The organism is Pseudomonas sp. JAI115, assembly GCF_014200835.1.
Lineage (GTDB): Bacteria > Pseudomonadota > Gammaproteobacteria > Pseudomonadales > Pseudomonadaceae > Aquipseudomonas > Aquipseudomonas putida_A.
In genome coordinates this window covers 1-25433 of the sequence record NZ_JACHCY010000011.1, presented here as the reverse complement: position 1 = coordinate 25433, position 25433 = coordinate 1, and the positions used below count along the sequence as shown (strand labels likewise).

The 25433-nt window shown below is 53.6% G+C and carries 18 protein-coding genes and 1 pseudogene; 9 read left to right on the top strand and 10 right to left on the bottom strand.

From position 1 onward, the window contains the following. Window positions 1-5 precede the first annotated feature (5 nt). Window positions 6-2321 (bottom strand): heavy metal translocating P-type ATPase, encoded by a 2316-nt coding sequence (locus tag HDC30_RS21340; protein ID WP_183784776.1) that lies wholly within the window; start codon window positions 2319-2321, stop codon window positions 6-8. Between the two features lie 84 nt (window positions 2322-2405). Between HDC30_RS21340 and cadR the strand changes: the two genes are divergently transcribed. Beyond that, a complete protein-coding gene (gene cadR, locus HDC30_RS21335; protein ID WP_007964189.1) occupies window positions 2406-2855 on the top strand; it encodes a Cd(II)/Pb(II)-responsive transcriptional regulator in 450 nt (149 codons plus the stop codon). A 121-nt stretch (window positions 2856-2976) separates the two neighbouring features. On the opposite strand, the pseudogene HDC30_RS21330 reads toward cadR, so the two are convergent. Then, window positions 2977-3291 (bottom strand): annotated as a pseudogene (locus tag HDC30_RS21330) (thymidylate synthase); the annotation flags it as partial. Window positions 3292-3636: 345 nt separating this feature from the next. Here HDC30_RS21330 and HDC30_RS21325 point away from each other — a divergent pair. Further along, entirely contained in the window at window positions 3637-8136 is a 4500-nt protein-coding gene (locus HDC30_RS21325) for an ATP-binding protein (RefSeq protein WP_183784774.1), read from the top strand. A gap of 108 nt (window positions 8137-8244) precedes the next feature. Here the strand turns inward: HDC30_RS21325 and HDC30_RS21320 are convergent, their stop codons facing one another. Beyond that, window positions 8245-9177, bottom strand: coding sequence for a hypothetical protein (locus tag HDC30_RS21320; protein WP_183784772.1), 933 nt, complete (start codon window positions 9175-9177; stop codon window positions 8245-8247). Between the two features lie 189 nt (window positions 9178-9366). Between HDC30_RS21320 and HDC30_RS21315 the strand changes: the two genes are divergently transcribed. Next, complete coding sequence (locus HDC30_RS21315; RefSeq protein WP_183784770.1) at window positions 9367-9654, top strand: hypothetical protein; 288 nt, start codon at window positions 9367-9369, stop codon at window positions 9652-9654. A 513-nt stretch (window positions 9655-10167) separates the two neighbouring features. On the opposite strand, the gene HDC30_RS21310 is transcribed toward HDC30_RS21315, so the two are convergent. Both HDC30_RS21310 and HDC30_RS21305 read right to left on the bottom strand, forming a co-directional pair. Then, entirely contained in the window at window positions 10168-10737 is a 570-nt protein-coding gene (locus HDC30_RS21310) for a type II toxin-antitoxin system PemK/MazF family toxin (protein ID WP_179599289.1), read from the bottom strand. Between the two features lie 50 nt (window positions 10738-10787). Continuing rightward, window positions 10788-11138 carry a hypothetical protein gene (locus HDC30_RS21305; RefSeq protein WP_179599286.1) on the bottom strand — a complete coding sequence of 117 codons (351 nt, stop codon included), beginning with the start codon at window positions 11136-11138 and terminating at the stop codon, window positions 10788-10790. Window positions 11139-11412: 274 nt separating this feature from the next. Between HDC30_RS21305 and HDC30_RS21300 the strand changes: the two genes are divergently transcribed. Continuing rightward, window positions 11413-14010, top strand: coding sequence for a hypothetical protein (locus HDC30_RS21300; protein WP_183784768.1), 2598 nt, complete (start codon window positions 11413-11415; stop codon window positions 14008-14010). Between the two features lie 123 nt (window positions 14011-14133). On the opposite strand, the gene HDC30_RS21295 is transcribed toward HDC30_RS21300, so the two are convergent. Both HDC30_RS21295 and HDC30_RS21290 read right to left on the bottom strand, forming a co-directional pair. Further along, a complete protein-coding gene (locus tag HDC30_RS21295; RefSeq protein ID WP_179599282.1) occupies window positions 14134-14619 on the bottom strand; it encodes a GIY-YIG nuclease family protein in 486 nt (161 codons plus the stop codon). Between the two features lie 103 nt (window positions 14620-14722). Next, window positions 14723-15604, bottom strand: coding sequence for a restriction endonuclease (locus HDC30_RS21290; protein WP_311662101.1), 882 nt, complete (start codon window positions 15602-15604; stop codon window positions 14723-14725). A gap of 296 nt (window positions 15605-15900) precedes the next feature. Between HDC30_RS21290 and HDC30_RS21285 the strand changes: the two genes are divergently transcribed. After that, window positions 15901-16764 carry a hypothetical protein gene (locus HDC30_RS21285; protein WP_183784765.1) on the top strand — a complete coding sequence of 288 codons (864 nt, stop codon included), beginning with the start codon at window positions 15901-15903 and terminating at the stop codon, window positions 16762-16764. Between the two features lie 291 nt (window positions 16765-17055). Here the strand turns inward: HDC30_RS21285 and HDC30_RS21280 are convergent, their stop codons facing one another. Further along, window positions 17056-18729: a DUF262 domain-containing protein gene (locus HDC30_RS21280; protein WP_183784763.1), complete on the bottom strand. Its 1674-nt coding sequence runs from the start codon at window positions 18727-18729 to the stop codon at window positions 17056-17058. A gap of 100 nt (window positions 18730-18829) precedes the next feature. Here HDC30_RS21280 and HDC30_RS21275 point away from each other — a divergent pair, with 100 nt between their 5' ends. Next, window positions 18830-19090, top strand: coding sequence for a hypothetical protein (locus HDC30_RS21275; RefSeq protein ID WP_057723467.1), 261 nt, complete (start codon window positions 18830-18832; stop codon window positions 19088-19090). A gap of 28 nt (window positions 19091-19118) precedes the next feature. After that, on the top strand, window positions 19119-19898 hold the full coding sequence (locus HDC30_RS29635; protein WP_409347921.1) for an HNH endonuclease signature motif containing protein: 780 nt from the start codon (window positions 19119-19121) through the stop codon (window positions 19896-19898). A gap of 125 nt (window positions 19899-20023) precedes the next feature. Here HDC30_RS29635 and HDC30_RS21270 read toward each other — a convergent pair whose 3' ends face one another. Further along, window positions 20024-21139, bottom strand: coding sequence for a reverse transcriptase family protein (locus HDC30_RS21270; RefSeq protein ID WP_183784761.1), 1116 nt, complete (start codon window positions 21137-21139; stop codon window positions 20024-20026). 72 nt (window positions 21140-21211) lie between these two features. Then, entirely contained in the window at window positions 21212-21466 is a 255-nt protein-coding gene (locus HDC30_RS21265) for a hypothetical protein (protein ID WP_183784759.1), read from the bottom strand. 706 nt (window positions 21467-22172) lie between these two features. Here HDC30_RS21265 and HDC30_RS21260 point away from each other — a divergent pair. Both HDC30_RS21260 and HDC30_RS21255 read left to right on the top strand, forming a co-directional pair. Next, window positions 22173-22994: a hypothetical protein gene (locus HDC30_RS21260; RefSeq protein ID WP_183784757.1), complete on the top strand. Its 822-nt coding sequence runs from the start codon at window positions 22173-22175 to the stop codon at window positions 22992-22994. A gap of 83 nt (window positions 22995-23077) precedes the next feature. After that, the gene (locus HDC30_RS21255) at window positions 23078-24946 is read left to right on the top strand and encodes an ATP-dependent endonuclease (RefSeq protein ID WP_260319950.1); all 1869 of its coding nucleotides are present in this window, start codon (window positions 23078-23080) and stop codon (window positions 24944-24946) included. Window positions 24947-25433 lie beyond the last annotated feature (487 nt).

The following is a 25433-nucleotide window of genomic DNA, read 5'->3' as shown; positions in this document are numbered from 1 at the left end:
ATCGTTTATTTGCGCAGCAGGCGCAAACCGTTGAACACCACCAGCAGGCTCACGCCCATGTCGGCGAACACCGCCATCCACATGGTGGCGAGTCCGGCGAAGGTTACCCCAAGAAAGATAGCCTTGATCACCAGGGCCAAGGCGATGTTCTGTTTCAGGATGCTCGCGGTGTCGCGCGACAGACTGATGAACGCGGGAATTTTGCGCAGATCGTCGTCCATCAGGGCGACATCGGCGGTTTCAATCGCGGTGTCGGTGCCGGCGGCCGCCATGGCGAAACCGATCTCGGCGCGGGCCAGTGCCGGGGCGTCGTTGATGCCGTCGCCAACCATGCCCACCCGATGACCCTGTGCATAAAGCGCTTCGATGGCTTGCAGCTTGTCGGTTGGCAGCAAGTCGCCCTTGGCCTGATCGATGCCGACCTGCGCGGCAATCGCCTGCGCGGTGTGCACGTTGTCGCCGGTCAGCATCAAGGTTTTCACGCCCAGTGCGTGCAACTGGCGGATCGCTTCGCGACTGGATTCCTTGACTGTGTCGGCCACGGCGAACAGCGCCAGCGGACCAGAACTGTCGAGCAGCAACACCACGGATTTGCCCTGTTTCTCCAGCGCAAACAGCTTCTCTTCGAGTTGCGGCGAGCACAGGCCCAGCTCCTCGACCAGACGATGGTTGCCCAAGTGATAGGTCTGGCCATTGACCTGGCCCTTCACGCCACGACCGGCCAGTGCTTCAAAGTTATCCACAGTCAGCACGGCAAGATTTTTATCCACAGCCGCATTGGCGATGGCCAGCGACACCGGGTGATCGGAACGCCCGGCCAGAGCGGCGGCGATTGCCGGAGCAGTGTCGTCAGCGGTCGGGTCCAGCGACAGGTAATCGGTCTGCACCGGTTTGCCGTGGGTGATAGTGCCGGTCTTGTCCAGCGCCAGATAATCGAGCTTGAAACCGCCCTCCAGGTACACGCCGCCCTTGACCAGAATGCCCTTGCGCGCAGCCGCCGCGAGGCCGCTGACGATGGTCACCGGGGTAGAGATCACCAGTGCGCACGGGCAGGCCACCACCAGCAACACCAGCGCACGGTAGATCCAGTCGAACCACACTGCGCCCATGAACAGCGGCGGAATGATCGCCACGGCCAGCGCCAGCGCGAACACCACCGGGGTATAGATTTTCGAGAACTGATCGACGAAGCGCTGCGTCGGCGCCCGCGCACCCTGAGCCTGCTCGACGGCGTGGATGATCCGCGCCAGGGTCGAGTTGTTCGCCGCCGCAGTCACCGTGTATTCCAGCGAACCGGCCTGGTTGATGGTGCCGGCGAAGACTTTATCGCCTACGGCCTTCTCCACCGGCAGGCTTTCACCGGTGATCGGCGCCTGATCGATGGTCGAGCTGCCGCTGAGCACTTCGCCGTCCAGCGCAATGCGCTCGCCGGGTTTTACCCGCACCCGGGAGCCGAGTTCGACGCTTTTGACCTCTTGTTCGATCCAGTTGCCGTCAGCCTGCTGCACCGTGGCCTGTTCCGGGGTCATCTGCATCAGACCGCTGATGGCGTTGCGCGCACGATCCAGCGAGCGCGCCTCGATCAACTCGGCCACGGTGAACAGGAACATCACCATCGCCGCTTCCGGCCACTGCCCGATCAACACCGCACCGGTCACCGCGATGCTCATCAGCGCGTTGATGTTGAGGTTGCGGTTCTTCAGGGCGATCCAGCCCTTTTTATAGGTGGTCAGGCCGCCGCTGAGGATCGACACCAGCGCAATGATCGCCACCACCCAGGTCGGCGCGGCGTTGGTGAAGTGGATCACTTCCGCCGCCAGCGCGCCGACACCGGACAGCGCCAGGGGCCACCAGTGTTTTTTCACCGGGGCCGGGGTCGGGGCTTCGACGCCCGCCTCCAGCGGTTCGGCGTGCATGCCCAGCGAGGTGATCGCCTCAGTGATCGGCGCGGTATCCGGCAGATTGTGGGTCACGCCGAGCACGCGGTTGATCAGGTTGAATTCCAGCTGCTGCACGCCGGCCAGTTTCCCGAGCTTGTTCTGGATCAGCGTCTGCTCGGTCGGGCAGTCCATCGCTTCGATGCGGAAACTGCTCAGTCGGGCGTCAGCGCTGGTTTTCTCGCTCAGTTGCACCAACGCAGGCGCGGCAGCTGTCGACGAGCAGCAAGAATCTTCGTGCGAATGAACCGGTGCCGGTGCTGCGGCTTTCGACGCGCAGCAGGAATCGCCGCCATGTACGTGCTTATGCACAGGCTGCAATTTATGGCTGTGGCTATGATCATGCCCGTCGCCGGGCTTGTGGGTGTGCTGGGAATCGCTCATTGGTCGCGTCCATGAAGGTGCCTGTTGCCAAGTAAAGACCCTGTAGCCACTATAGGGTCAAGCACCCTTTTGGAGATTGCCGTCATGAAGATCGGAGAACTGGCCAAACTCACCGATTGCGCCGTGGAAACCATCCGCTATTACGAGCGCGAAAACCTGTTGCCGGAGCCGGCGCGCAGCGACGGTAACTACCGCGTCTACACCCAGGCGCATGCCGAACGCCTGACTTTCATCCGCAACTGCCGCACCCTCGACATGACCCTCGAAGAAATCCGCAGCCTGCTGGCCATGCGCGACAGCCCGCAGGATCAGTGTGCAAGCGTCAATACGCTGATCGACGAGCACATCCAGCATGTGAAAGCGCGGATTGACGGGTTGCTGGCGTTGCAGACACAACTGCTCGACCTGCGCCAACGTTGCGGCGAAGGGCCGGGGGCGGATCAGTGCGGGATCTTGCAGCGGCTGGAGGTGAGTGGCGGGGTTGTGGCGACGGAGGTCGAGCACTCCCACGTAGGCCGCAGCCACGGCCACTAAGCGTTACGCAAATCGAAATGTAGGAGCTGCCGAAGGCTGCGATCTTTTGATCTTGCTGTTTATAAGATCAAAAGATCGCAGCCTTCGGCAGCTCCTACATAGGGGTACTGCGTATTGCTTGTCAGACCGCCATCGGCGCGGTCATTGGCGCATGGTGCTCATAGCCTTCCAGCGAGAAATCGCTCGGTTCCACCAGCTCCAGCCACTCCGGCTGGTACACACCGGTCTTGGCGAACTCCGGCACGCGGTCGGAGATTTTCAGTGTCGGCATGGCGAACGGCTCGCGCTTGAGCTGTTCGTTGAGCATGTCCAGGTGGTTCTCGTAGACGTGCGCATCACCGATGAAATAGGTGAACCAGCGCGGCGTGTAGCCGGTCAGGCGCCCGATCAGGCTCAGCAGCGCGGCGCCTTCGGTGAGGTTGAACGGCGTGCCCAGGAATTTCGTGCTACCTATTTTATGCACACTACGACGAGAATCTTAGGCAATACCCAGATCATCTCGGAGTGCATGATTATAATTGCACATTACGCTATAGATAACAAGCACTTGTGCTCATTGAATGCACATTCTTGTGCAGGCCCTACCCAGGGTGAATGTCTAGGAAAACGTGTCGCTCTGCCCACGTCCCTGCTGCCGGTATCTGAAGACCTCAGCTCGACCAACCTCCCGGCTGGGAACGTCTCCTCGTCGATGGTCAAGTCACTCCGAGCCGCCTGGAACGTATACACTCGGCGCAGGCGATCTACCATTACGACAACCTGATTTTGCAACGGATACTCCATGGATTACAGACGCATCAGAGGCATGGATTCAGGACAGCGCCTCGCCTTTGAAGAACTCGTTTGCCAGCTTGCACGACGAGAGGCACCAGCCGCTGACGCCGAATTTAGGCGAATAGAAGGTGCCGGCGGGGATGGCGGTATCGAAGCTTATTGGTTGCTCAGTGATGGGAGCGAAATCGGTTACCAGGCAAAATACTATCTAAAAGCAGGTGACATTGATTGGGCCAATATTGACGACTCCGTTCAGCGCGCCCTGCAGTCACATCCATCGTTAACCAAATACGTTGTGGCGTTAGCCTGCGACCTGACTGATAGGAGCGGTAAGCAAGGGGGCGGCAGAAGAGGTTGGGAACATTGGGAAGCCCATAAGGAAAAATGGACATCCTATGTTCCATCGGGTCAGACAGTGGAGTTTATTCCTTGGACTGCCTCAGACCTGACTCACCGACTCTCCGTATCAAATGCCGAAGGCCTGAGAAGATACTGGTTTGGGGACATCGAATTCTCACCGACTTGGTTGTCAGAAAAAGTCGACTGGGCTGTAAAGTCTCTCGATGAAAGGTTTCATCCTCAAGATCATGTCGAAGTTGGGATTGAAAAGCTATTCAAGGTGATTTTGCACGATCAGGACATCATTTCAGAGCTCCAAGCTAAGATCGACAAAGTCCGCGCTTTAGCAAAAATAAGCAACACCGAAAATGAATTGGGCAGTTCCACTACCGCTCTCATGGAAAGCGTTGTATCCCAGGTGAAAAAGCTTGATGCGCTTAAAGTAAAAATCACACCTGACGCTTGGCTTACTTGGCCACTGGCGGAATGCCTTGCATGCATCGAACAAATCTCGGACAGCGTCCATGATCTCCAACGTACGGCATGGACAACCAAGGAAGAGAGACGCAATGCTAAAAAGCCCCGTAGCGAGTCTCTAGAATCCCTAGAACATCAGTTGAGCGAGCTTAGCGACGCGTCATACGCACTGAGGTCATCACTTCAAGACAGATATTTGTCTGTAGAGCATAGCCGCAGTTTTTTTCTTAACGGAAAAGCCGGCACCGGCAAATCTCACTTACTTGGTAACATTGCTCAGCAAGCCATCTCGGATGGCAGGGTCGTTGTCCTTATACTCGGCCAACATTTGACTAACGAAGGTATCTGGAGCCAAGTCACTGACCGTTTAGGCCTCGGTGATATAGATCCTGACGCTTTCCTTCAAGCATTGAGTGCTGCTGCAGACGTTACGGGCAAGCGCGGCTTGATTCTGATTGATGCTTTAAATGAGGGATCTGGCATAACCCTGTGGCGTAAGGAGCTTGCAGCGTTCATCGCCAGGATCGAGAAGTATAAAAACCTATTGGCTGTGTTCAGTTGCAGAAGTGAATATACACCTTACGTCATACCTTCCAGCCTGGACGAAAAAGTCCCATCTTTTCTAATTCGCGGATTCGTGACCCCTGAAGAACAGGCCCGCGCTGCTCGCATATACCTAGGTAAAAGAGGAATCTCACAACCTAATGTTCCCTGGCTAGCTGCGGAATTCGTCAATCCGCTATTTTTGAGAAGTGCCTGTATTGCGCTGAACAAAGAAAATAAAAAATGGTTTCCGAGAGGATTGACTGGTACTAAGCAGGTCTTCTCTTTTTATCTGAGAAGTATTGCTCGGCACTTAGGTGCCGGAAGAGACGGCAGCGATGATCTCGTCAAACCAACCAATCAAGCCCTTTTGTCGATTGCTAGGGAGATGGCCGCACAGCGGCAAGACTTCGTTCCTTACTCCCACGCCATACGCATCGTTGCTGATAAGTTTCACGCCTTTCCACCTCCGTCAGGAACAACCTGGTTTGAGGTACTTCAGCGAAGTGGCTTGTTCAGGATTGATCCAGATCCAAAAAGCAAAGGTATCGACCCATTCGAATCGTCGGAAGACATTGTCCGCTTTAGCTTCCAGAGACTTCAGGATTATTTGATGGCTTCGGGGCTTCTAGACGAGGTCAAAGACCCCGCAGAAGCTTTAATAAACGGCTCACTCCAGTTCATTCACAGTGGAAAGCGGCTTCATCCCAAGTGGGCCGGTTTGGCGGAAGCACTTTCCGTACAGTTACCTGAGCGTTTCCAAAAGGAGCTTCTCGATGTCATGCCTGGCGGCGCAAATCGATGGGCAAACGACGATTCTAGCGCCAATGCGTTTATAGAAAGTTTGCGGTGGCGAGCTAATGAATCGTTTAGCAACCGTACACTTGAACTCTTTGAGCACTTTCTATCTGAAAACGAAGAACATTTAGATATCATTCTTCAAGTGAGTGCAAGTGTAGGTCACCCGTGGAATGCGAAATTCCTGCACAACCGACTTGCTGCTCAGAGCACGCCCAAACGGGACTCTACATGGACTGCTCAGCTGAATTTCCTGCCCATGGATGAGGAGAATACCGGTCGACGATTGATCGAATGGAGTGCCTTCGAGCAAAGCAATCAAACCGACCCAGAAGTCCAGTACCTCTGCGCAATAACATTGACCTGGTTTTTCACTTGCTCTCACCGTGAGCTGCGAGACCGAGCAACAAAGGCGCTTACGTCACTCATGATCTGGAATCCCAGCCTGTATGGAATGCTTTGCAGGGACTTCAGCAAGGTAGACGATCTCTACGTCCTCGAGCGCCTACATACAGCCGCCTTCGGAGCATGCTGCATAGATCCAGAGCAGCATCGACTGCGCACCTATTCGGAGATCGCGTACAACGAGGTCTTCGACAGAGAGAACGTTCCGCTCTCGATTTTACTCAGGGACAGCGCGCTCGGCATCATCGAGCACGCACTGCTAAATGATCACCTGCCCAAACAGGTCGATATCGTGAAAGCAATGCCGCCTTATCATTCCAAAAACATCAGGCTGTCAGTGTCCGAAGACGCCCTCGAAAAAGTGGCGAAGCGGGCTGGAGACTCGCAGATCCAAGATTCCTGCGCAGGATGGGGTGGCGATTTTGCCAGTTATGAGATCCAGCCGAGGGTCAGCTCATTCTTGAATGTAGCACTGGATTTGCCTGAACCTCTGAGCGCCACACAGGTATATGAGCGGTTCGAGGATGAGGTCATTAATCATTCCGACCTACGGATCGACATCCTCAAATTGATAAACGATTTCAGGCCTAATGCCTTCAGGGATCTCAGGCTCAAGCTTTCTGAGCAAGATGTTAGTGAGCGCTCAACCTACTTCACGAGAGCTGAAAACCTGCTGCTGGATGTTTTGAGCCCTGAAGAGCGGGCAAGATATAGAAAGGAGTATAAAAAACGCTTCAAACCCTCGGCGGCTGGGGTTGAAAGGCTACCTCACGTCGACATACAGGCGGCACAGCGTTGGGTGGCCAAACGAGCATATGGGCTGGGTTGGACAAAAAAGCTGTTTCCAGATGATCGTTCGGGTCGGTCTGACTACAGTCGCAATCGACCATTGATCGAGCGAATCGGGAAAAAATACCAGTGGCTTGCCCTAGATGAGCTTCTCTGTAGCCTTGCCGACAACAAGTGGTTATCTGAGACGAGTGAACAGGGGGCACGTCGTTATGCCAGCCCTCTAGACATCGGCACTCATCGCGACATAGATCCAACCATCCTGCTCACTGACGAGCACAGCCGGCCTGATGTACGCCATCCGGTGATCGATGAGTTTCGGATATCCATACGGGAGACTGTCGAAAACGACGTGGGGAAATGGCCATTCGAGGAGGAACCCTCCGACGGCATAGAAAACCTGGTAACCCGTACTGATTCAAACCGTGCAGCTTGGGTAGTCCTACACGAACACCGCTCTGTGACGGTAAAGTATCCAGAGATGGAAGGCGGGGATCACGGCTCCAGGCAACAACAGTGGCGCTTCCTGCTGCCGGTGTTGGTGAGGGAGGAGGACGAACAACAGCTCCTCGATTACATCCAAAAAAAGCAAAAGTTGGACGTGGACTCATGGACTTCCCGTGATTTCACCAACGATGGCTATCTCAGAGAGGCTCCATGGCGCTCGACATGGGCTCAAGAGCAATGGTCAACCTACGAATTTCACGACTTAGGTGAAGTAGAGATTGCCTATCCGTGCTTCCGGCACTATTGGGAATCACACTTGGATGTCTCAATGCCCGAAGGCGCTCAAGCTTTGATACCGGCGCCCTGGCTTGCGCAGAGGCTTAACTTAAAGCCCCATCGTGAAGATCCAAACACCTATGTGGATCAAACAGGGGAAGCGCGCTTCGTTTGCGGTAGAAGCCCAGGTGATGGCTCGCACGCGCTTATCGACCAGCAGCTTTTCCAGACATTCCTGGAGGAAGATGGGCTCGCTTGCGTATGGATCTTTGTGATGGAGCGAAGCGCATGGCCGGGCGGTGATAATGAACATGCATCCCGGCGACGTTCAGAAGGTGTAGTGTGGCAAAAGCACGGCAAACCGCAGATGGTTCATTGGAGCGATGATTGGGCTAGGGGCAGCTCAGAGCGTTATGTTCCGGTAAAATCGTAGCCGACCGCTCAGTAGGGGTAGGCTGAAACTAGGCCCTCCCCCCACTAAATCCGGCCTACCTCAAGGCTGCCAGCAACCTTGCTAGCCCCTAAAATAAGCGGCCAATTCCTAGCGTGGTAAGTCGGCCTCTTCCATTTGCGAGAGAATTTGCTTTTTGAAGTGGCTTCGCCGTGTGGTGTCGTGCATGTATGTGTCGATGAGTCTCTCTGCGATCCGGGGAGTATTGCTCAGCACATGCTTCACTATCTCCCGCATTTCACCCAATGGCTTGCCCTGTTGGGCGAGGTACTTCTCAAGCACCTTGCGCAAATTCGCTTTAGATAATTGAGGCTGCTCAGCTACCAGCGCTTCAGGTCTAAGCCGCATGAAGGCCACCTGCCCGACGATTTTTTCTGCATGGTCGTATTCGTTAAAACTTGAAATCTCCAGAGAGCGAGAGTTTAGAACTTGGCCTCCATCGTTAATCAGCGATTCGTAGATGATCTGTGTTTCATCCTCGACTACCGAAGTGAGCACCTCGCCCTTGTAACCAAAGTAGAACCCGAAGGGTAGTTTCCCATCCTCATTTGCTGCCGTCGCGATGAACGAAAATGAGTGGCAGAATCCTGCAACCACCGTTAACTCGCCACGGGCTGCGTCCATAATCGCCCGCAGATCCTGACCATACTGTTGCCAGCAAATGAAGCCGCCACTGGGCATGGCCAAGCCTTTCTCGGCATCTCCATGGCCATCGATGAAAACCAGCGGAAGCAGCCCCACCTTGCAAGAGTCCCGGATCTTTTTCATGGCGGCAGACCAATTATCTCGATGCCTGCATTGCACGTGATACACGCGCGATGTGTCATGGATAATGTTTTGTGCCGACAGAGCCATCAATGAGTCGCAGATCCCTTCATGGCGAGTACGAGCAGATTGCTTATCATCCTCTCTGAGGCAATCGATGAGAAAAATGGTGTTGGCGTCGGAGGCAATCTTCTGGTCGTAGTTAAGCGTTATCTCTTCCATCACAGAGGCCCTCATAGGCAGGTAGGCGTTTAGCATGGCCCACCTGCATCCTGGCAGCACTTCCTTACAAATGCGATAGCAAGAAGCCACCAACCCCGTGACACTGCGTCAAAGCTGAGGCAGGATTATCGCGCTCAAGCACCATCGTGCTCGCCCTAAGAGGCGGGGCCTTGGAACGCACGGAGCGCTCAATTCCCAACAGCTGTACGCGTAAATGGAGTTCACATGGCTGTAACACTGAAACGCTCGAACCTTCAGACTGATGTCTATACCTACACTTGGACTCGAGATGAAGGCGATTCACCTTACGCAGGAATTCAAGATCGCCGCCAGGTGGACAAGGATGAGGGCTATGAAGTCCTGTACTTCCTAGAGCAACTCCTGAACAAGCACGACAAAACGAAGGTTAACGAGCTGCACGCTGCAGAAGACGCCCTTCATCACAAAGACTTGAGCAAGGTCACTGATCGGGTTGACCTTACCGGAGGGGTGGAGAAAGTTTTGGGCTGGTAAACAAAGCTGACGCGTACGCGGGGCATGCCGCGTGTCTTCATGACTACAGCTCGATGGCGATGACGCCGTTGCAGTTTTAGGCTTGCCCCCGCTGGGGTACGGCTGTCGTGAACCAAACCACTGCTGTGCAGTGTTTTGGCCCTTCGGGCGTCCATCCTCCAGCCTTTGGCCCGGAGGGCCGGCGCGCTCCGCTTGCGCTCGTTGGTACAGCAAAGAACCCTCATCTTTCGACGGCGGTTGGCGTGCAGGCGACACTAGAACTGCGATCCAAGCCAACTGAAGCTCAGATGAACCCTGAACAAAAACGACCATTCCCACTGTGCGGGGAACCGTGAGGGAGATCTCTATCATCTGCAGCAAGCAGTCACAGATGATTGAAATTAATCTAGAAAACAAAAAAGCCACCCTAAGGTGGCTTTTTTGATCTTGCCTTGCGGCGAAAAACGAATCTTGCCTTGCGGCTACAGACAAAGAATACGGAAAACGCTGAGGCTATGTCAATACCTTTGACATTCAAGCGGGCTGGGCCAAGACCTCTTCGACGTTGGCCGCTGCAGCCTCAACAGGGGCAGGCTCTTCGACAGGCACCATTTTTCCCATACCCATAGAGATCATCACTCCATAGCGGATTTTTAGCAATGTGTTCTCGGACACCTGGTGGGCAGGGATATTTTTTCGAGTCTCCGGATCAAAAACATCAGTCAATCGACCACCGTCAACGGCTTGCACAAGATTGCTTTTCGCCCAACGAGGTTTACCGGCAGCGTAGCGAGCTGTCACCGGAAAGTCGCCACCCATCTGGACATGCATTCCAGAATTTTCTGGCACCTTGTGTGGTTTCGGGCCATTTTCAAACGTGCTGCTGACAGGCACAACCAAGTATAGACCCCGGTGTTTCCCGATCACCACTACCGCCCTGCGCTTGATGAGCTCGTTGGGAATCCGATAATTGTAGGCAGTGTCATCAGCCTCATCGCGCGCGACCGTGGTATCCGCACCCTCAGCTCCCTTCTTGAAGAGCCCAAATTCACATTCGTAGATGTGACCAATCCTGACCTGTCCGGCTACCCGCGTTTGCGCCACTTCCCTTGCTCCTTCATCACTGCTTTTCTGACTCAGCCGTTTATTGACGCCTATTTGCCTTGCCGAAGCAGGCTCAAATCTTTAGCCACCAAAGATTGCGACACCCCCAGCAAGTCAGCTATCTCTGACTGAGTCAGACCATCGTCATACATCTGCTTCTCAAGCTGACGACGCTCCGAAACGGAAATCTCGTTCGGGTCGAATTGGGTCATCTGCTTGAACGAGCGTCCCCGAATCCGTGCAGAAACCACCTGACCAGATGCCTTGGCAACGTGCGCGACGATCACACCAGCTGCCCCGGTAACCTTGAACTTATCTCGGGTCACGTCGATGCCTAAACCGTCGATTGTGGCCATAAGTGCGTTTCCGTCAGCAGCCAGCTTCGCTGGAGTTCGTGCCATGGACTGACTCCCTTAGTGGTAGATTTCATTGAAATCAAGGAAATCAATGAACGCGGAGAAATCCTAGCACCTCTAAGTCAATTTTGCCAAATCAATTACCGATACCCGGTTCAGGAGGGCCGAAAATGCGCGATCCGTGAACGTAACTTGATCCTCTCCAACGCTTTCGCGAGGCGTTCCCTTCCACATCTTGCAACCAATTTGGAGGCAAAAAACATGGCAAATAGCCATTCCCTGCCTACGCTCAGGAATTACTCTGTGAGATGAGCGCACCATGACGAAGATTGAGGCAGGGCCAGTTGTAGCTGATGATTTTGAGACGTGGCTGAATGGGCGCCCCAAATGGTTGCAGACCGCAGCTCGAATGCTTATCGACTCGAAGCGGCAGCTGAACCAGGACGAAATCAAAGAGCTGTCCAGGCTTTGCAAGGTCGAAGCCAAGGTTGAGGCTGATACAGGATTTCTGAGCGTTACGCCCGGCGCGTTATCGCAGGTCGCCAATAGACCCATGCTTCGGATTGAAGAGATCTTGGATGTGCATGGGTTGAACGCAATCAAGCCTGGCGCCAACCTCCCCTTCGGCAAGAGTAACCTGTCTGTTATCTACGGACAGAATGGAACCGGCAAAAGCGGGTTTGCAAGGTTGCTCAAGCAGATCTGCGGATCACGTTCCAAGGACGACATTCACGGAAATGTCTTCGATCCAGCACCGACTCCGTGCCGTGCACAGTTCAAGGTATCGATTGACGGTAAATCGGCTGATGTTCACTGGGACATTCCCAGTGGGCCTCACAAAGCGCTACGACATGCACAGGTGTTCGATACCAAGGCTGCCCAGCAGTACATGACCAGGACTGAGGCTTGCTATGAGCCAAGCCGGATGAAGTTTGTATCCGAGCTGATCGCCACCGCAGATGCCGTGAGCGCGGAGCTGGCAAGAGAAAAGGCGTTGCTTAGCAAAGCGCTACCCGCTATGGCTCAGAGCCTTAGTCAAACAGTCGAAGCGAAATGGCTTTCCGCCTTGAAGAGCACGACTGCGCCTGCGAGCATTGATAAGGAATGTCTGTATACCGACCAACTTGATCGGGAGCGTATAGAAAGCGAAGCCTTGCTTGCAGAGAAGGACATCGCCGGTCGTCTTTTGGCTATCAACAAAGAAAAAACTGCCCTGAAAAGTATCGAGACAGCGATGTCGACACTTCAGTTGGGCTTGAACGACGCGACGGCGGGAGAACTGGAAAACCTGAAGAATACCGCCGTCAAAGCGAGGAGCACCTGCGAAGAGGCAGCGGCAGCTATTTTCGGGAAAGCAGAGCTTGAGGGTGTTGGCTCAGCGACCTGGCAGAAAATGTGGGAGCAAGCACGTGCCTATTCCACGGGCACAGCCTACGTCGATATAGCGTTCCCTAACGTCTTAGCTGACTCACGTTGCGTACTTTGTCACCAAAGCCTCAGCGAGGACGCCAAAGCCCGACTGACAGGGTTTGAGAAGTTCGTGACCGACGGCCTGGAAACAACCGCCAAGACGGCTGAAAATGGTTTTGCTGATCGCAAAAAGCGGCTGCCAATTCTTCCCGGACAAGCTGACTGGATTGTCCACATGTCCACTCTAGGTTTTGAAGAGGCCGATGGGGTCAGTTGGCTTGGCCTGTTGAAAGCACGGTTTGATCAAATTGCACTGGGCAGCCCTGTAGGCACCCTGCAACCTTTCGACTGGTCGGGCATAAACGAGGCGGTAAAGACCAAGTCTGCAAAACTCATCGAAGAGGAGCTGAGCCTGTCAGCCTTGTTGAAAGATGAACATCGCCAAGCCGTGCAGAGTCGAGTTCAGCAACTCCAAGCCAAGCAGTGGCTCTCTCAAAACAAAGCGTCAATTGTTGCAGAAAGGGCTAGGTTGATCGCCGTTGCAGCGATTGATAAAGCTTCGCGCTCAGCCGCCACCAATGCCCTGACTACGAAGAAAAACGAGCTGGCGAAGACCGAGCTTGATGCTGGCTATCAATCTCGATTCCTAGATGAGTTGAAGCGCCTCGGCGGACACCGCCTTCCAATCGCGCCGCAAAGTAAATCCGGGGGCAAAGGCAAGATCACCTTCGGCTTGAACCTGGTGGGTGCGAATGGCACCCATGGCCTGGACTACATCTTGAGCGAAGGAGAGACCAGGATCGCTGCGCTGGCAGCGTTCCTTGCGGACACCACAGGCTCAAACCAACTGGCCCCGTTCATTTTTGATGACCCGATTTCTTCGCTGGATCAGGACTTCGAAGAAAAAGTAGTCGAGCGTCTCGTGGCCCTATCTCAGACGAGGCAGGTCATCATTTTCACTCACCGACTTTCTCTAGTAGCTCAGGTAGAAGCGGTTACCAAGAAGTGGGAGCAGACCCCTGGTATGCCCACCATCAAGCCAACGCTGACGTCACTTCAACGGTTAGCGAAAACTGCCGGCATTGTCGCGACTGCAAGCGCTCGAGACCTAAAGCCGGAAAGCGCGGTACGCGGATTGATAGATAACACTATTACACGCCTCAAAAAGCATCTGGGGAAGGCTGAGGTCGAGGCGTATGAGTCGCTTGGCAAGAGCGCTTGCAGTGACTTCAGAATCATCGTGGAAAAGACGGTGGAGTACATCTTACTGGCAGATGTCGTAGGACGTTTCAGGCGTGCGATCAACACCCAGGGCAAACTACACAAGGTTGCCAAGGTGACAAATGAAGACTGCGTATTCATTGATGACCTGATGACTCGATACTCAGTGTTTGAACATGCCCAGTCGGACGAGTTGCCCAGCAGCGCGCTCGAGCTGGATGTCTTTGAGGCAGACGTAACAGCGTTGCAAAAATGGCTAGCCGAGTTCTCCTCGAGAGCGAGCTAGCACGGCCCATTTAGCAAGGGTCAGAATCAAGCCGAGCGCTCTGATTTTGACCCTGGCCTAGTTCAGAGATCCCACTGGATACATCCCGCCTGAAGCTCAAACGGCAACGTACTGCTGACCCTGTCACTCTTCTTCCTGGTGGCTCAGGAAATCAAAGGTTGTCAGAGTGTCGCAGTTTAGGCAGTGGTACATACTCGATGCGTCTTGAAAGTGCATGCCGCAAAAGCTTCCGCAGAAAGGGCAGCATTCATCCCATTCCAGATCACCCCAGTTCCAAACCCCCAGGTATTCAGGCACACCATCCCGATCATGTCCGATGACCTCAAACGAGTCATCAGTAGTACCGACGAACCCATCGATGTCGAAGTGCTTAAGGATCGGCAAAATGTCCGCCGGATCCAAGGTGAACCATTCACCAGAACCACGCAGATGCGAGAAATGTCGATGAATCTCCTTTTCCAGCCGCACGTCATCATCGGTACGAATCCACCCCAGAAGTAAAAGTTTCCTTGGATTCCCGGTTTGGAGACCTTTTTTGCGTTTCTCGATGTCCTTGGCCCGGCCTATTTTCACTTGCTCATTACTGTCTTCAATGAAGAAGTAGATCATCGCCGCGCCCTCCGTAGATCCATTATCCTGTGTCCTTTCAGAAAGCAGCCCACCGAATGAGTAGTAGGTGACACCAGACTGCCGATCCTGCGCCTAAGTCAGGTCACGGCTTGAACAACTCATCCAACGGCACGAACGCAGCGCCAGTTTCTGCGGCAGCTCTAACCTTCCGGTCAATCACCTCCGCAATGGGTATCCGCCGTCCCAGTGCTTTGTAGATATCCTCGCCGGACATGCAGATCACCTTTCGGCCTCTGCCAAACGCGTGAAGGCCTTCCTGTGTAAACCCCCCATAGCTGATGAAAACGCCACGCGCCCAAGCAGCCTTCTGATCGAGCTTGCCTTGAAACGTATGAAGCTCAGCTGCTCCAATCGGATCTCTGACCCATTTGGCCTCGATCAAATACGTTTCGTTTCCTAGCTGGAAGCTTCCGTCTATTTGCTCGCCAACCAGGCTGAACGGCGAACGCGCCTGAAGCTTAGAGGAGTCAAAAAGCTCTTTTAGGAATCCTTCGAATTCGTAGCCACGCTTCTGCGGAGCTAGGTCGCGCAGATCATATAAACGCTGCTTCAGGGCATCAAGGATCGCGCCCTGATCAATCACCGCTGCCGCAGCGAAAGGATTTTTTACCACCTGGGCGTGCTGCCCTGGCGATCTGATAGATTCGAGCAGGGATAGAAAGCGGCCTTCGGCGTTTACCACGTCTTCCGTGGCTTTGCTCTCCGCCCGAATGGTTTGCCGGTGTTTCCAGAGGGCTTCGAGCACTCGAGTTACCGTGGAGTGATCGGCGTTCTGGAGGAGGCATCTGACGCGCCTGGCTTTGGAAGTGCCATCCTTGGAGAACATCTCGTGGGAGATGTCGATCTCAAGCTCCTCCATGAAGAACTCGTCCATGGTGCGGTTGGAGAAATCGAGGACGTATCCGCCGCCCATGTTGAAGATGGAATCAAGAAATCGCATCTCTGTCGATTTGAAATTCGCCACACCTGTCCTCATTTTTCAGCTCGCTGAAGGCATAAACCTATTCCAGGATCACGTTGCTAATCTGACAACCAATACGGCTCAAGTTGTCCAGTACGCGGTTCCGCGATTCACCCGGCTAATGCCTATCGTAGACGCGCTGCAGATTCGCATGCTAGCTTTGCCGCCTCTGATCTTCCTGGATCAAACGGTCGGCTCGTGAAGGCTCTAGTGCCACAGGTTGCAACACCCTCTTAATCGCACGCATTTCGACGATAGTCAGCGGGCAGCCGACACCCTGACGCTACCGGAGAATTGCTATGCGCGTCCCAGTCTATCCAGACGATCTGATCCGTAATCGTGGCTTCAAAAGCCTGTCCAAACAGTTGCAAGAGCGATGGTATGGCTCAACCCCGATCTCGCTTGCAGATGCTCAGAAAGCGCTCGCACGGGGACTGGGTTATCAAAGCATTCACGATCTCAGCGAGGCCTCAAAAGTCTGCCAACCCGGTAAACCTGTACCGCCAGAAGCCGATGTCAGGCAGGCAATTCGTTCAGCCATCGGGACTACCCTGCAGCCGGAAACATTGCTCCCTCTGGATCAACAGAAGCTGGAACGACTTGTAAACGATCTGTCCCTGAAAAAACTCGTAGCCTTCAAACGTGCGCAGGTTTCTCCAAGTGCTGGTCATAGACCGTCACCTGAACGGGTTAGCCGGGCTCAGTCAGGACTGTCCAAAGAACACATTCAGACGCTGGAGAATATCTTGTCCGAATCCGGCAGCTTGAGAGATCGGGCGCTGTTCGCATGCATGCTGGGTGCGCTGCGGGCAGGCGAGTTTCTATCGGCAAGAATGCGGCACGGTGGTGCGGTGTATGGCGTGAAGAGCCTTGATACCAAGAAGGTACTCGATGCAATTCCCGATAGGCACAGGTCGGTGTTCGAGCAGTACATCAAGACCTCGAAGTTGTCGGACGGAGAGTATCTGTTCCGTGCGATTAATGGCCCTGAGCGTCCACTATCGTCTGAAGCGCTGAGAAAAATCTGCGTCTCGTGGGCTCGGAAAGCGGATATTGATGCGTCCCTGGTCACACCTCATAGTGTGCGCAAGACCACAGATGGTTATGCGGACTTGATGCGCCAAATGAGCGAGAAGATGGGGCACCACTCAGCCAACACCTAATTGGCATACGCAGTCGGACTACCTACAATCAGTAGCACTGTTCAGTAGGCCCATACTCGGAAATGGTAGAGAGCTTCATTCGCGAGGCCATTAGCGGTTTCCCTGCCCTATGGGTCGACGGCGATCTGAAGCATCCCCACTTTGGGCCAGCCCCCTGTCGGGAACGGCTGTCGTGAACCAAACCTTGGCTTCGCCAGGGTTTGGCCCTCCGGGCGTCCATCCTCAGGCCTTTGGCCCATCGTGGGCCGGCGCGCTCCGCTTGCGATCATGGCCTGTTACTTAAACTGTGAATCAGTCGGCCCATTCAAGCCTGATGAAATCTTCGATGCTTTTTGCTCGAGCTAGAACCATATTTTCAGTCCAAGATTCAGCGTCATGAATCTGTTGGCCGACATGGATCGTGGCAATCAGTCCGCAGCTTCGATAAACGTCTAGCTTTTCAACCGGAGGCCTAGCTTTTAGCGAAGAGTTTGTTCCAGGTGGCAGCATCGTCAGATTCCCGAGGTGGTGCATCCACTCAACGCCACTGCTCTGCGGTGCAATATGTTCTATTGAGCTAGCGGCATCCTGCTCCCAGATCTTTCCCCATTGGCTCTCATTTAGCTTCTGCCCTGCGAGCTTGGCCAAGTGTTCGTCATAACGGTTCAGCACATAGCGCAGCTGATTTTGCCAGCCATCGTAGCTGCTCACCCACTCAATGTTGTTCAAAACTTCATCAATCGAATAACCCTTGGAGATTTTTTCCAACCCACTGAGGATTTGATCCTTGCTTAGATTATTCCGGTAAATTTCATAGCCAAGACGAATGTACTCCCCAACCTTGTGTCGGCTATCCCGGCTTGCCAGCTCGTAGATTCTGAAAGTAGCGCGCTCCCATTTGCCGAGTAGTTCTTGCTCTGTCTTCTTGTCGAATTTCCGCAGGAGGATCGCTGCGGCAACAAATCGAGCGTGCACAATGCGCGTAACAGCCCGGAGGCGCGGATCTCGGAACAGGCGCAGGTTCGCTTGCACTACCGCTTCGAGTTCATGCCCAACCTCTGCAATTGTTCTTAACTGGGTGCCCGCCTTTACGGTTAGCAGTGCGGTCGAATCTGCTTCACTGGGAATTCGATTAGGTCTCGCGTCAGAGGCCCATGCGCCTGCGAAGCGAAGAGCTTCGTCTCCAATTCTTGTGCTGTTTTCCAGCGAGCGATAGATGCCCCGCCAGACGTCTTGCATTTCGGCCACTGCCTCATCGCGAGTACCACCCTCAACATGCTCGAAAATCAGCGCCATTAATTGGCTTTTGAGCTTGTCGATCCATTTCACATCCAGCCCTCGGCTGTTAAGAACCTCGAAGACTCGGTATACCGTAGCCTCGTCCGAAATCTCATGGTAAATAATCGTCAGCTTATTCCTGATGGTCACCAACAGCTCAAAGATCGTGTCTCCACGAGCCAACCATTTGCTCACAAAGAGCTCGCAGTCACGGGCGGCTTCAACCAAGTTCTGATCTGCAGCAGTTTTTGCGGAGCCTTCCTCCACCACCCCCTTACGGATGTAGTTGGTGAAAACCTGACTCGCATCATGATTTGTCTGGAGCAGAATCAGAGAATGGTCGTCTCCTTTTACAAGCAGCTCACCCAACTCCCGCCGCACCTTGGCTTGCGTTACATCATCCTTGTTTAGAGCCTTTTCAATCGCCTTCATAAGGATGATGAGAGTCGTTACACGTTGTTGGCCATCCACCAGTTCGACAGTCTTGAACTCGTCGACACCGAGAAGGCGGGTTTCTTTCTCCTTTGCCAGGGCGACCAAAGTAGCCATGAAATGCTCCCGGCCAGATCGAAATGCTTCCTCGATGTCGCCGAATAAGTCTTTACGCTGGCGAGATGTCCATGAGTAGGCGCGTTGGTATTCTGGAATTCGAAAAAGCCTGCCTTCAAGCAAACCAGCGATCTTGAGGTGTAGCGGATTGAGCTTCATGCGCGTTCCTTGCTGTAGAAATGATGAGAGAATAGCCATTAGCCAGCAAAGATAGCTAGCGCCCCCCCCGGCCAGTTTCCCCTGACAAAAGGAACACAACATGAGTCTGCGCACCAATGTGCTGGATGCTGTAATCGACGGTCACCTAGGCAAAGGTCTTGTTGTCACGAGACAAGCTGTGATCCAGCTTTTCAGCGATGTCGCTGAAACCTATACAGGCGTCTTCCTATCCAATTCGGAGATGACCACTGGCGTTAGCAGCCCAACCTATGACCATTTCACACAGCGGGTCGGTGTAGGCTCTTACCGCATTCATCCTCAAGCACTTTTGGATAGAATGATTGAGCGTGGGCTGGCTTAAGAATTGATCGCTTACTTAGGGAGTACCCATGCCTTTCAAAGCTGACGTCCGTCTCATCGCGGCGGCAAGAACCGGTGGTATATGTGCTAATCCTCGCTGCTCTTGCTACCTGCTTGGCCCCGGTGATGATGGGCCGTACCAGGTCGACGTGTTTGAAGCCGCTCACATAATCTCGGGGGCCTCTAAAGGGCCAAGATACAAATTCATACTCGATTTTGATTACGACCACATATCTAACTGTATCCCCTTGTGTCGCTCTTGCCACAGGCTGATCGACCATCCTCAAAACTGGAAGATGTATACAGTAGAGGTACTACAGGAATGGAAGTTCGATGCAGAAGAGATGGCTAGAATGCGTCGAAATAAGCCTATAAATGTGCCTTTTTTTGATCCCAATACGGAAAGAAGGGTGAGGCGAAAATTTGCCGAGAATTTGGGCATTATTCTCGACTCTCTCTGGGATCACCAGCGTCTCCTTGGCCAAGGCATCCTTTCGCAATCTGCTTATCAAAATATCTGTAGAGGATCTCGCGGATTTTCATTCGGAGAATGGGGACATAACCATCCCGACCGCTCCCATGACGCGCGCATCGCATACCGTCAAGACGGGCTGGTGGCAACAATGGAGCGACTAACAACTCTGCTCTATCAACGGAGGTGGGCACGCTACACTTGGTTGCAGGACATCAATTTCTGCTCTTTTCGAGAGTCCAGAGTTTCGAATTTGGACAGTAGATATACTGACAATCTGAACCATGAACTACAGATCCTAATTCGACAAGCACATGACTTTAGAGATATGCCTTAGAAAGTTTTGAGCGCACTCCACCTGGCAGCGTAGGTAGCTTTACTCTAATCAAAGGTGGAACCATGTGAGTTCTAATTTACTTTTGGAAGGGCAGTTTCTTCCGCCTCCCGAAGGTCGTTGGTTACTTATTCTGTATACCATGACAATTCTCGCTGCCCACGTGGCAAGGTGTTAGCCACCGCATTCAACCCTAAGGGGGTATCCGCAACCACTAGAGGCTGAATCTCGACACCAGCCGCATAGCGTTTAAACAGTGGTGTACGCGCCAGCAGCACTCGCACACGAGCTTTCAGACGCTGCCCTTCTGGATGCCCGCAAGCAATCAACCTGCCTATGCGCCCCATCACTCGACGCACTTCCTTATCATCCTCAGCGGATAGCTGACCTGAATTACCTCTGACGCGATCCTCCAGCTGTTTTACGGCAGCACGGATAGCCAGCCGGACTTTTTTGGGAAGCGCCGGTATCGGCCCGCTCACCACCAATCCGGTCACAGTGACGGCCTCGGCTTTCTCTCCGGTAATCAATGCTTGCCCACGCTTACGAACATGCAGCTTGCTCCGCTTCTGCAGGCAGCCTTTTTGTCCGAGCATCCATGTGACCGAGGCAATAACTTGGGTCGTAGCGGCTGAAGCTATAAGAGTTTTGCTCGACACCGTGATGTCATCTGCGAAGCGCGAATACGCCATTCCCTGAGCTTTAAAACGAGTGACCAGCGCCGGCTCAATGTCCCAGAAAATCAGGTTTGCCAGGTAGCTACTTGTGCTCGCACCCTGCGGAACCTGCCCCTTCCGAGTAACCAGGCTCGCAAGCAGGGAGGCTACGTCTGCGGAAAAGCGAAACAGGCCCACGAATAAGCGCTGGATGTGCTCAGTGGTGATCGATGGGAAGAAATCAGCGATATCTTGGAGGATAACTGTTTTGGCGCCGGTATGAACCCGAGCGTTTGAGTAGATGCTGCGAGGGAGTTTGGGATCTCTGATGCCACCGTGCAGGTATTCAGGGTAAGTGACCTTGCTGAGCACCCGATCCACGATCTTACGCTGAATGGTCTTCAGCGGCTCATGGGCATCATAAGTGTGCCGGGGCGTTATACCGTCTTTTTTTGTTTGGGGCACGTAGCGATAAAGGCGGGAGCTACGCTGGGCTAGCGCAAGAAGTCTTTCAGCAGGCTCTCCCAGAGCACGTGCCAAGGCTTTGATACTGTGGATGGAGCTGTGCGGATAGAACGGGGCATCCATGTCCAAGCTTCCGACGATGTGCCGGCTCCGAAGAACCGGCACCTCTGAATTCGAATGATGTGGTTTGTTGTGTCATGGGAGGTTCTCAATAAATGGAATTACCACAGTCTCGACAAAATCCCAACCCTCAACAGCCTTCTCCCATAACCAGATGCATAGACGAACGCGTGCGATCCACTTGAGCAGCATTACTGCCTTCGCCTTTATCCACGCAATCCGTCCCGATTTAGAGCTTTGAGATGTAGTTGCCTCGGTGACACGAGCATCTTCACTGCTGTGCATAGACTGACGAGCCTTGCGGCGCGCCAGGTTCTTTAAACTAATCATGACTGATGTTCCCAACGACAGGCGAAATTGCCCCGCCGCCAAGCATTCCGGGCCGAAAGGAACGCTGAAGATGCCACTACAAACCACAGTTCTGCTTATCAAGTCCCTTGATAAGCCGTCCGCCGCATTACCGCCACATCACATTTCGCCTCAACGCATCAAACGATCAGAGACAAACCCTTGGATCACCTTTGGGATTGCCCTAGGCGCTAAGCACTGAGGAGCATGGGCAGCACCAACCTGCGCGGCGAAGAAAGCCAAGGAGAACCCCAAGGCCGATCAGTTTCCTGATCAACAACCGCAAGCCCGAATCTTGAGTCATGTTTAAAGAGCACCTGGGTGGTAGCACCCAGCAGATACAGTTTCTAGCAGAGTAATCGAACCAGCCACAACTGATATTTGTTGCAAAAATTTTTTTCCTAATTAGTCGTTTTTTTGACTGCCAAAAGCGTCAAATTTCGACGGTTCAGCTTTAGAAGTCGCTGGTATGGAGGTGGAGAAGCAGAGCCGTCCAAGGGTTGTGCAGCCAGACTCGTCGACCTATGATCATGGTCAGGCGGTGATGGTCGCCCGGCGCCTGTTTCGCGAAGCAATAGCCCATCGTAGATACACCCCCTCGTTTTACATCGGCATGTCCCTAACCAGACGCTGCCCGGTGAACAGGCAATCGGTCACCAGAGCGTCGAATGGTTTTGGAGACATTGCTATGTCCAATTTTTCCCCGCTTAACATTTTCAAATCCCAAGCTAAGCAGCTCGTTCGTGATCAGGACGTGAAGCTTTCTGTCGCTCAAGAGACCCTCGCACGGAAAGCTGGCTTTGCTGATTACCATGAGCTTGCTGTGGTCGCTCAGCGGAATCCCGAAGATCCGCGCTTGATGATGGCTGTTTTTGGGGTCAGAGACTTCAGCGAAGCTATCTATGAAAACGATATCTATACCGCTTTGGATCTAGAGCTGGGGGAGCAGCTATCCGGTGCAATCGCGGACACCAACGCTAGCGGATTCACGACAAATGATTTGTACGTGGGAACTGCTGAATACAACGGCATAACCGGGGTGCTGACTTTAGTGGTCAAGCTAACCTTCCAAGGAGAGCAAGACCCTGAACGGATGTACTCCGGCACTGCGTTCTTTCTCACAGCTACGGTCGAGCTATTGCGACGCGATGGTAAGTGGCTGCTTGCTGATGAAGGGGTGTCGATCTCCAGCGGTGAATCTGATGCTGACCGCGACCGTAGATCTGAGCAGGAGTATTGGGCAACGGTGGAAGAAGCCCGGAGTAGTAACCGGATGTCCATGGCTCAAGCCCTTGCGATTGAACTCGGGATATCTGTCGACGACGCCGAGCTTTTGTCAGGAGCAGAGATCACGACCAACGAATCGGATGACGGACTCGTATACAGCTACTGGATCAATCTCGAGCCGGAGGCTGAAGGCGAACTGAGAGCAGATCTGCTTGCGCGATTCGGCTCTCTTGAGTACGAGTTAGGCCCGAACTTTTTCGACGATGTTGAGCACGAATTCTGAGACTGACCTGGTGATGGCCGGCGCAAACGCTGGCCATTCAAAGCTTCCTCTGAGGTATCCACCCGCTACAAAACAAGGAGTGCATGTCGGCAAAAACCATGATGCTCGTGGAGGACAGTGCGCAGCACCACTTTCCAGCTACGCTGAGGATCCATGCCCACTGTAGACAGGGAATTCCGGCCATGCACTCATTGAGCAAAATACACATCAAGAACTTCCGCTCCTGCAAGCAAGTGTTCTTGCCTCTGGGTGATTTCACACCACTGGTCGGTCAAAACAACGCGGGAAAATCCACCGTCCTCGACGCGATCAGGTTGGTGCTAGCACCAAAGTCATTTGCGAAAACAGATGCGAACGACCCCGATCAACCAATCATCATCAGTGCCTGCGTATCAGGGATTACGGACGATCTGATTGCACAAATCCCTGAAGCCAAACATCAAGCCGCGATTACTCCCTACTGCATCAACGGTGACCTTTGGATAAGGATTTCTGCTTCAGGCTCGACCAAACCGACCACGGAGGTCTGGGGAAATGCTGATTTAGATGAGCAAGGTCTCCCTACTTCCTGGCGCTCTTATCCGACGGGGCTGCCTCAGGCCATTTCGGCATTGTTACCCGAAGCGTTGCACATCCGCGCCATGGATGATGTCCAGGAGGACTTAGGTAAAGGCAAAGCTGGCAGCACAATTCGTGGGCTGCTGGATGAAATCATGGCGCCCATCCTCACTGCCCACAGAGAGGTTCAGGATGCGCTCACAGCGGTCAGGAATATCCTAGGAGCCGATGGTGAGAATCGATCCCCTTTCCTAGCTGAGTTCGACACCAATGCCACCAATGCTCTCTCAAGCTTCTTCCCAGGTTTGCTGTTAAACCTGGACGTACCATCAATCGACATTAAGGAGTTTTTCAAGAGCGGTGATCTAAACGTCACCGATGAGATATCCGGTCAAACCAGACGTTTCGACACTTTGGGTAGCGGTGCGCAGCGTGCGATACAAATGGCCTTGATCCGGCTTCTGGCCGACATCCGCAAAACCCGCGATCAAGACCTTGCCCGTCGTCTCCTGCTGATCGACGAGCCCGAGATTTTCCTCCACCCTCAAGGCGTAAGAGGTCTTAGGGAAGCACTATATGTGCTTTCTAAATCCGGCTACCAAGTCGTGTTCACAACCCATTCGCCCTTGATGGTGAGCAGGGATAATGCGCCTGAAACGGTGATAGTGCGCAGATCTCGGGAGAATGGCTCCGAGGTTCGCATTCCGATGGGCGCGGCGGTTGCGCAAGCAATGGCAGAGGCGCAAGCCCAATCTCGAACCCTTTTCGAGCTCGGAAATATTGCTGAAATCTATTTCGCAGAGAAGGTAATCCTCTGCGAGGGCAAAACCGATCAGAGGCTGCTACCACTCATCTACGAAAAGCTCTACGGCGTCAGACCTGAGCTCGAACGGATTTGCTTTGTTGCTCTCGGTAGTTGTTCTTCCATTCCTAAAGGCTTTGCTGTCCTGACAGCTATGGGAATCAAGTGCGGTGTGATTGCTGACTTAGATTTCGCTTTCACTTATGCCAGGGGGCCATGGCTACCGAAGGAATGCGAAGAAATGGATAAGGTCAGATCTGTGCTCCAGGTGGTCGGCCAAACTGAAGGGTTCCAGATTGGGGAAAATGGATTGCCTCAGAAATCCGCAGGCGGTTCAGCAGCTGACTGTTGGGCAGCCTTTGCGAGAACTACTGACGGTCAAGCACTCGCTTATGCAGCCCATGAAGCAATGAAAGGTTTCGCAACCTGGGTCTGGCCGATGGGGTGCATTGAGGATGCCTTGAAAATTGAAGAAAAGGGAGAGGCAGCCATCATCGCTCAGGAAGACAATATCCGGAGCTGGCAACCGGAGATAATTGATCAAGAGTACCCAGTTTTCCGAAGCACTCTAGATTGGATGCGAGCTATCTAACCGCGCACCTTGCAGTAATGCTTCGGCCAGGTGTCGTTTGGTTCAGTGAGATGCTACTTGAGCACGAATGGCGTGCAGATCTCGCAGCTGCTGAGGAATGCGGCGTCCTCCTCTCGATTGGTAAGCCCAGAGGCTTGCTTCAGCATCATCTATTACCTGGACGCAGCATGGCCATCGTCAATATTGGTCGGATTACTCGCACTGCTTAATGAGCCCTAAAAGGGCCATTAAGCCTAAAAATGAGGGTTAATGGGCCGCATTGGGTACATTACTCTTTCGGGCCATACGCGACGTATACCGAGCGCTACTCGACTGTGTCGTCTACATCGATTTGACCGATACCACTTCCACATATCTGTACTTCTTCCTTGCTGCCTTCACAGCCTCTTGCTCGTAAGCGTCTGCCCAACTCACGTTGCGTAAGTCAGACAGATACCCACTGATGCGGCAGCAGTTGGTCGATCTCACTCGCCCGTTGCGTCGGCAA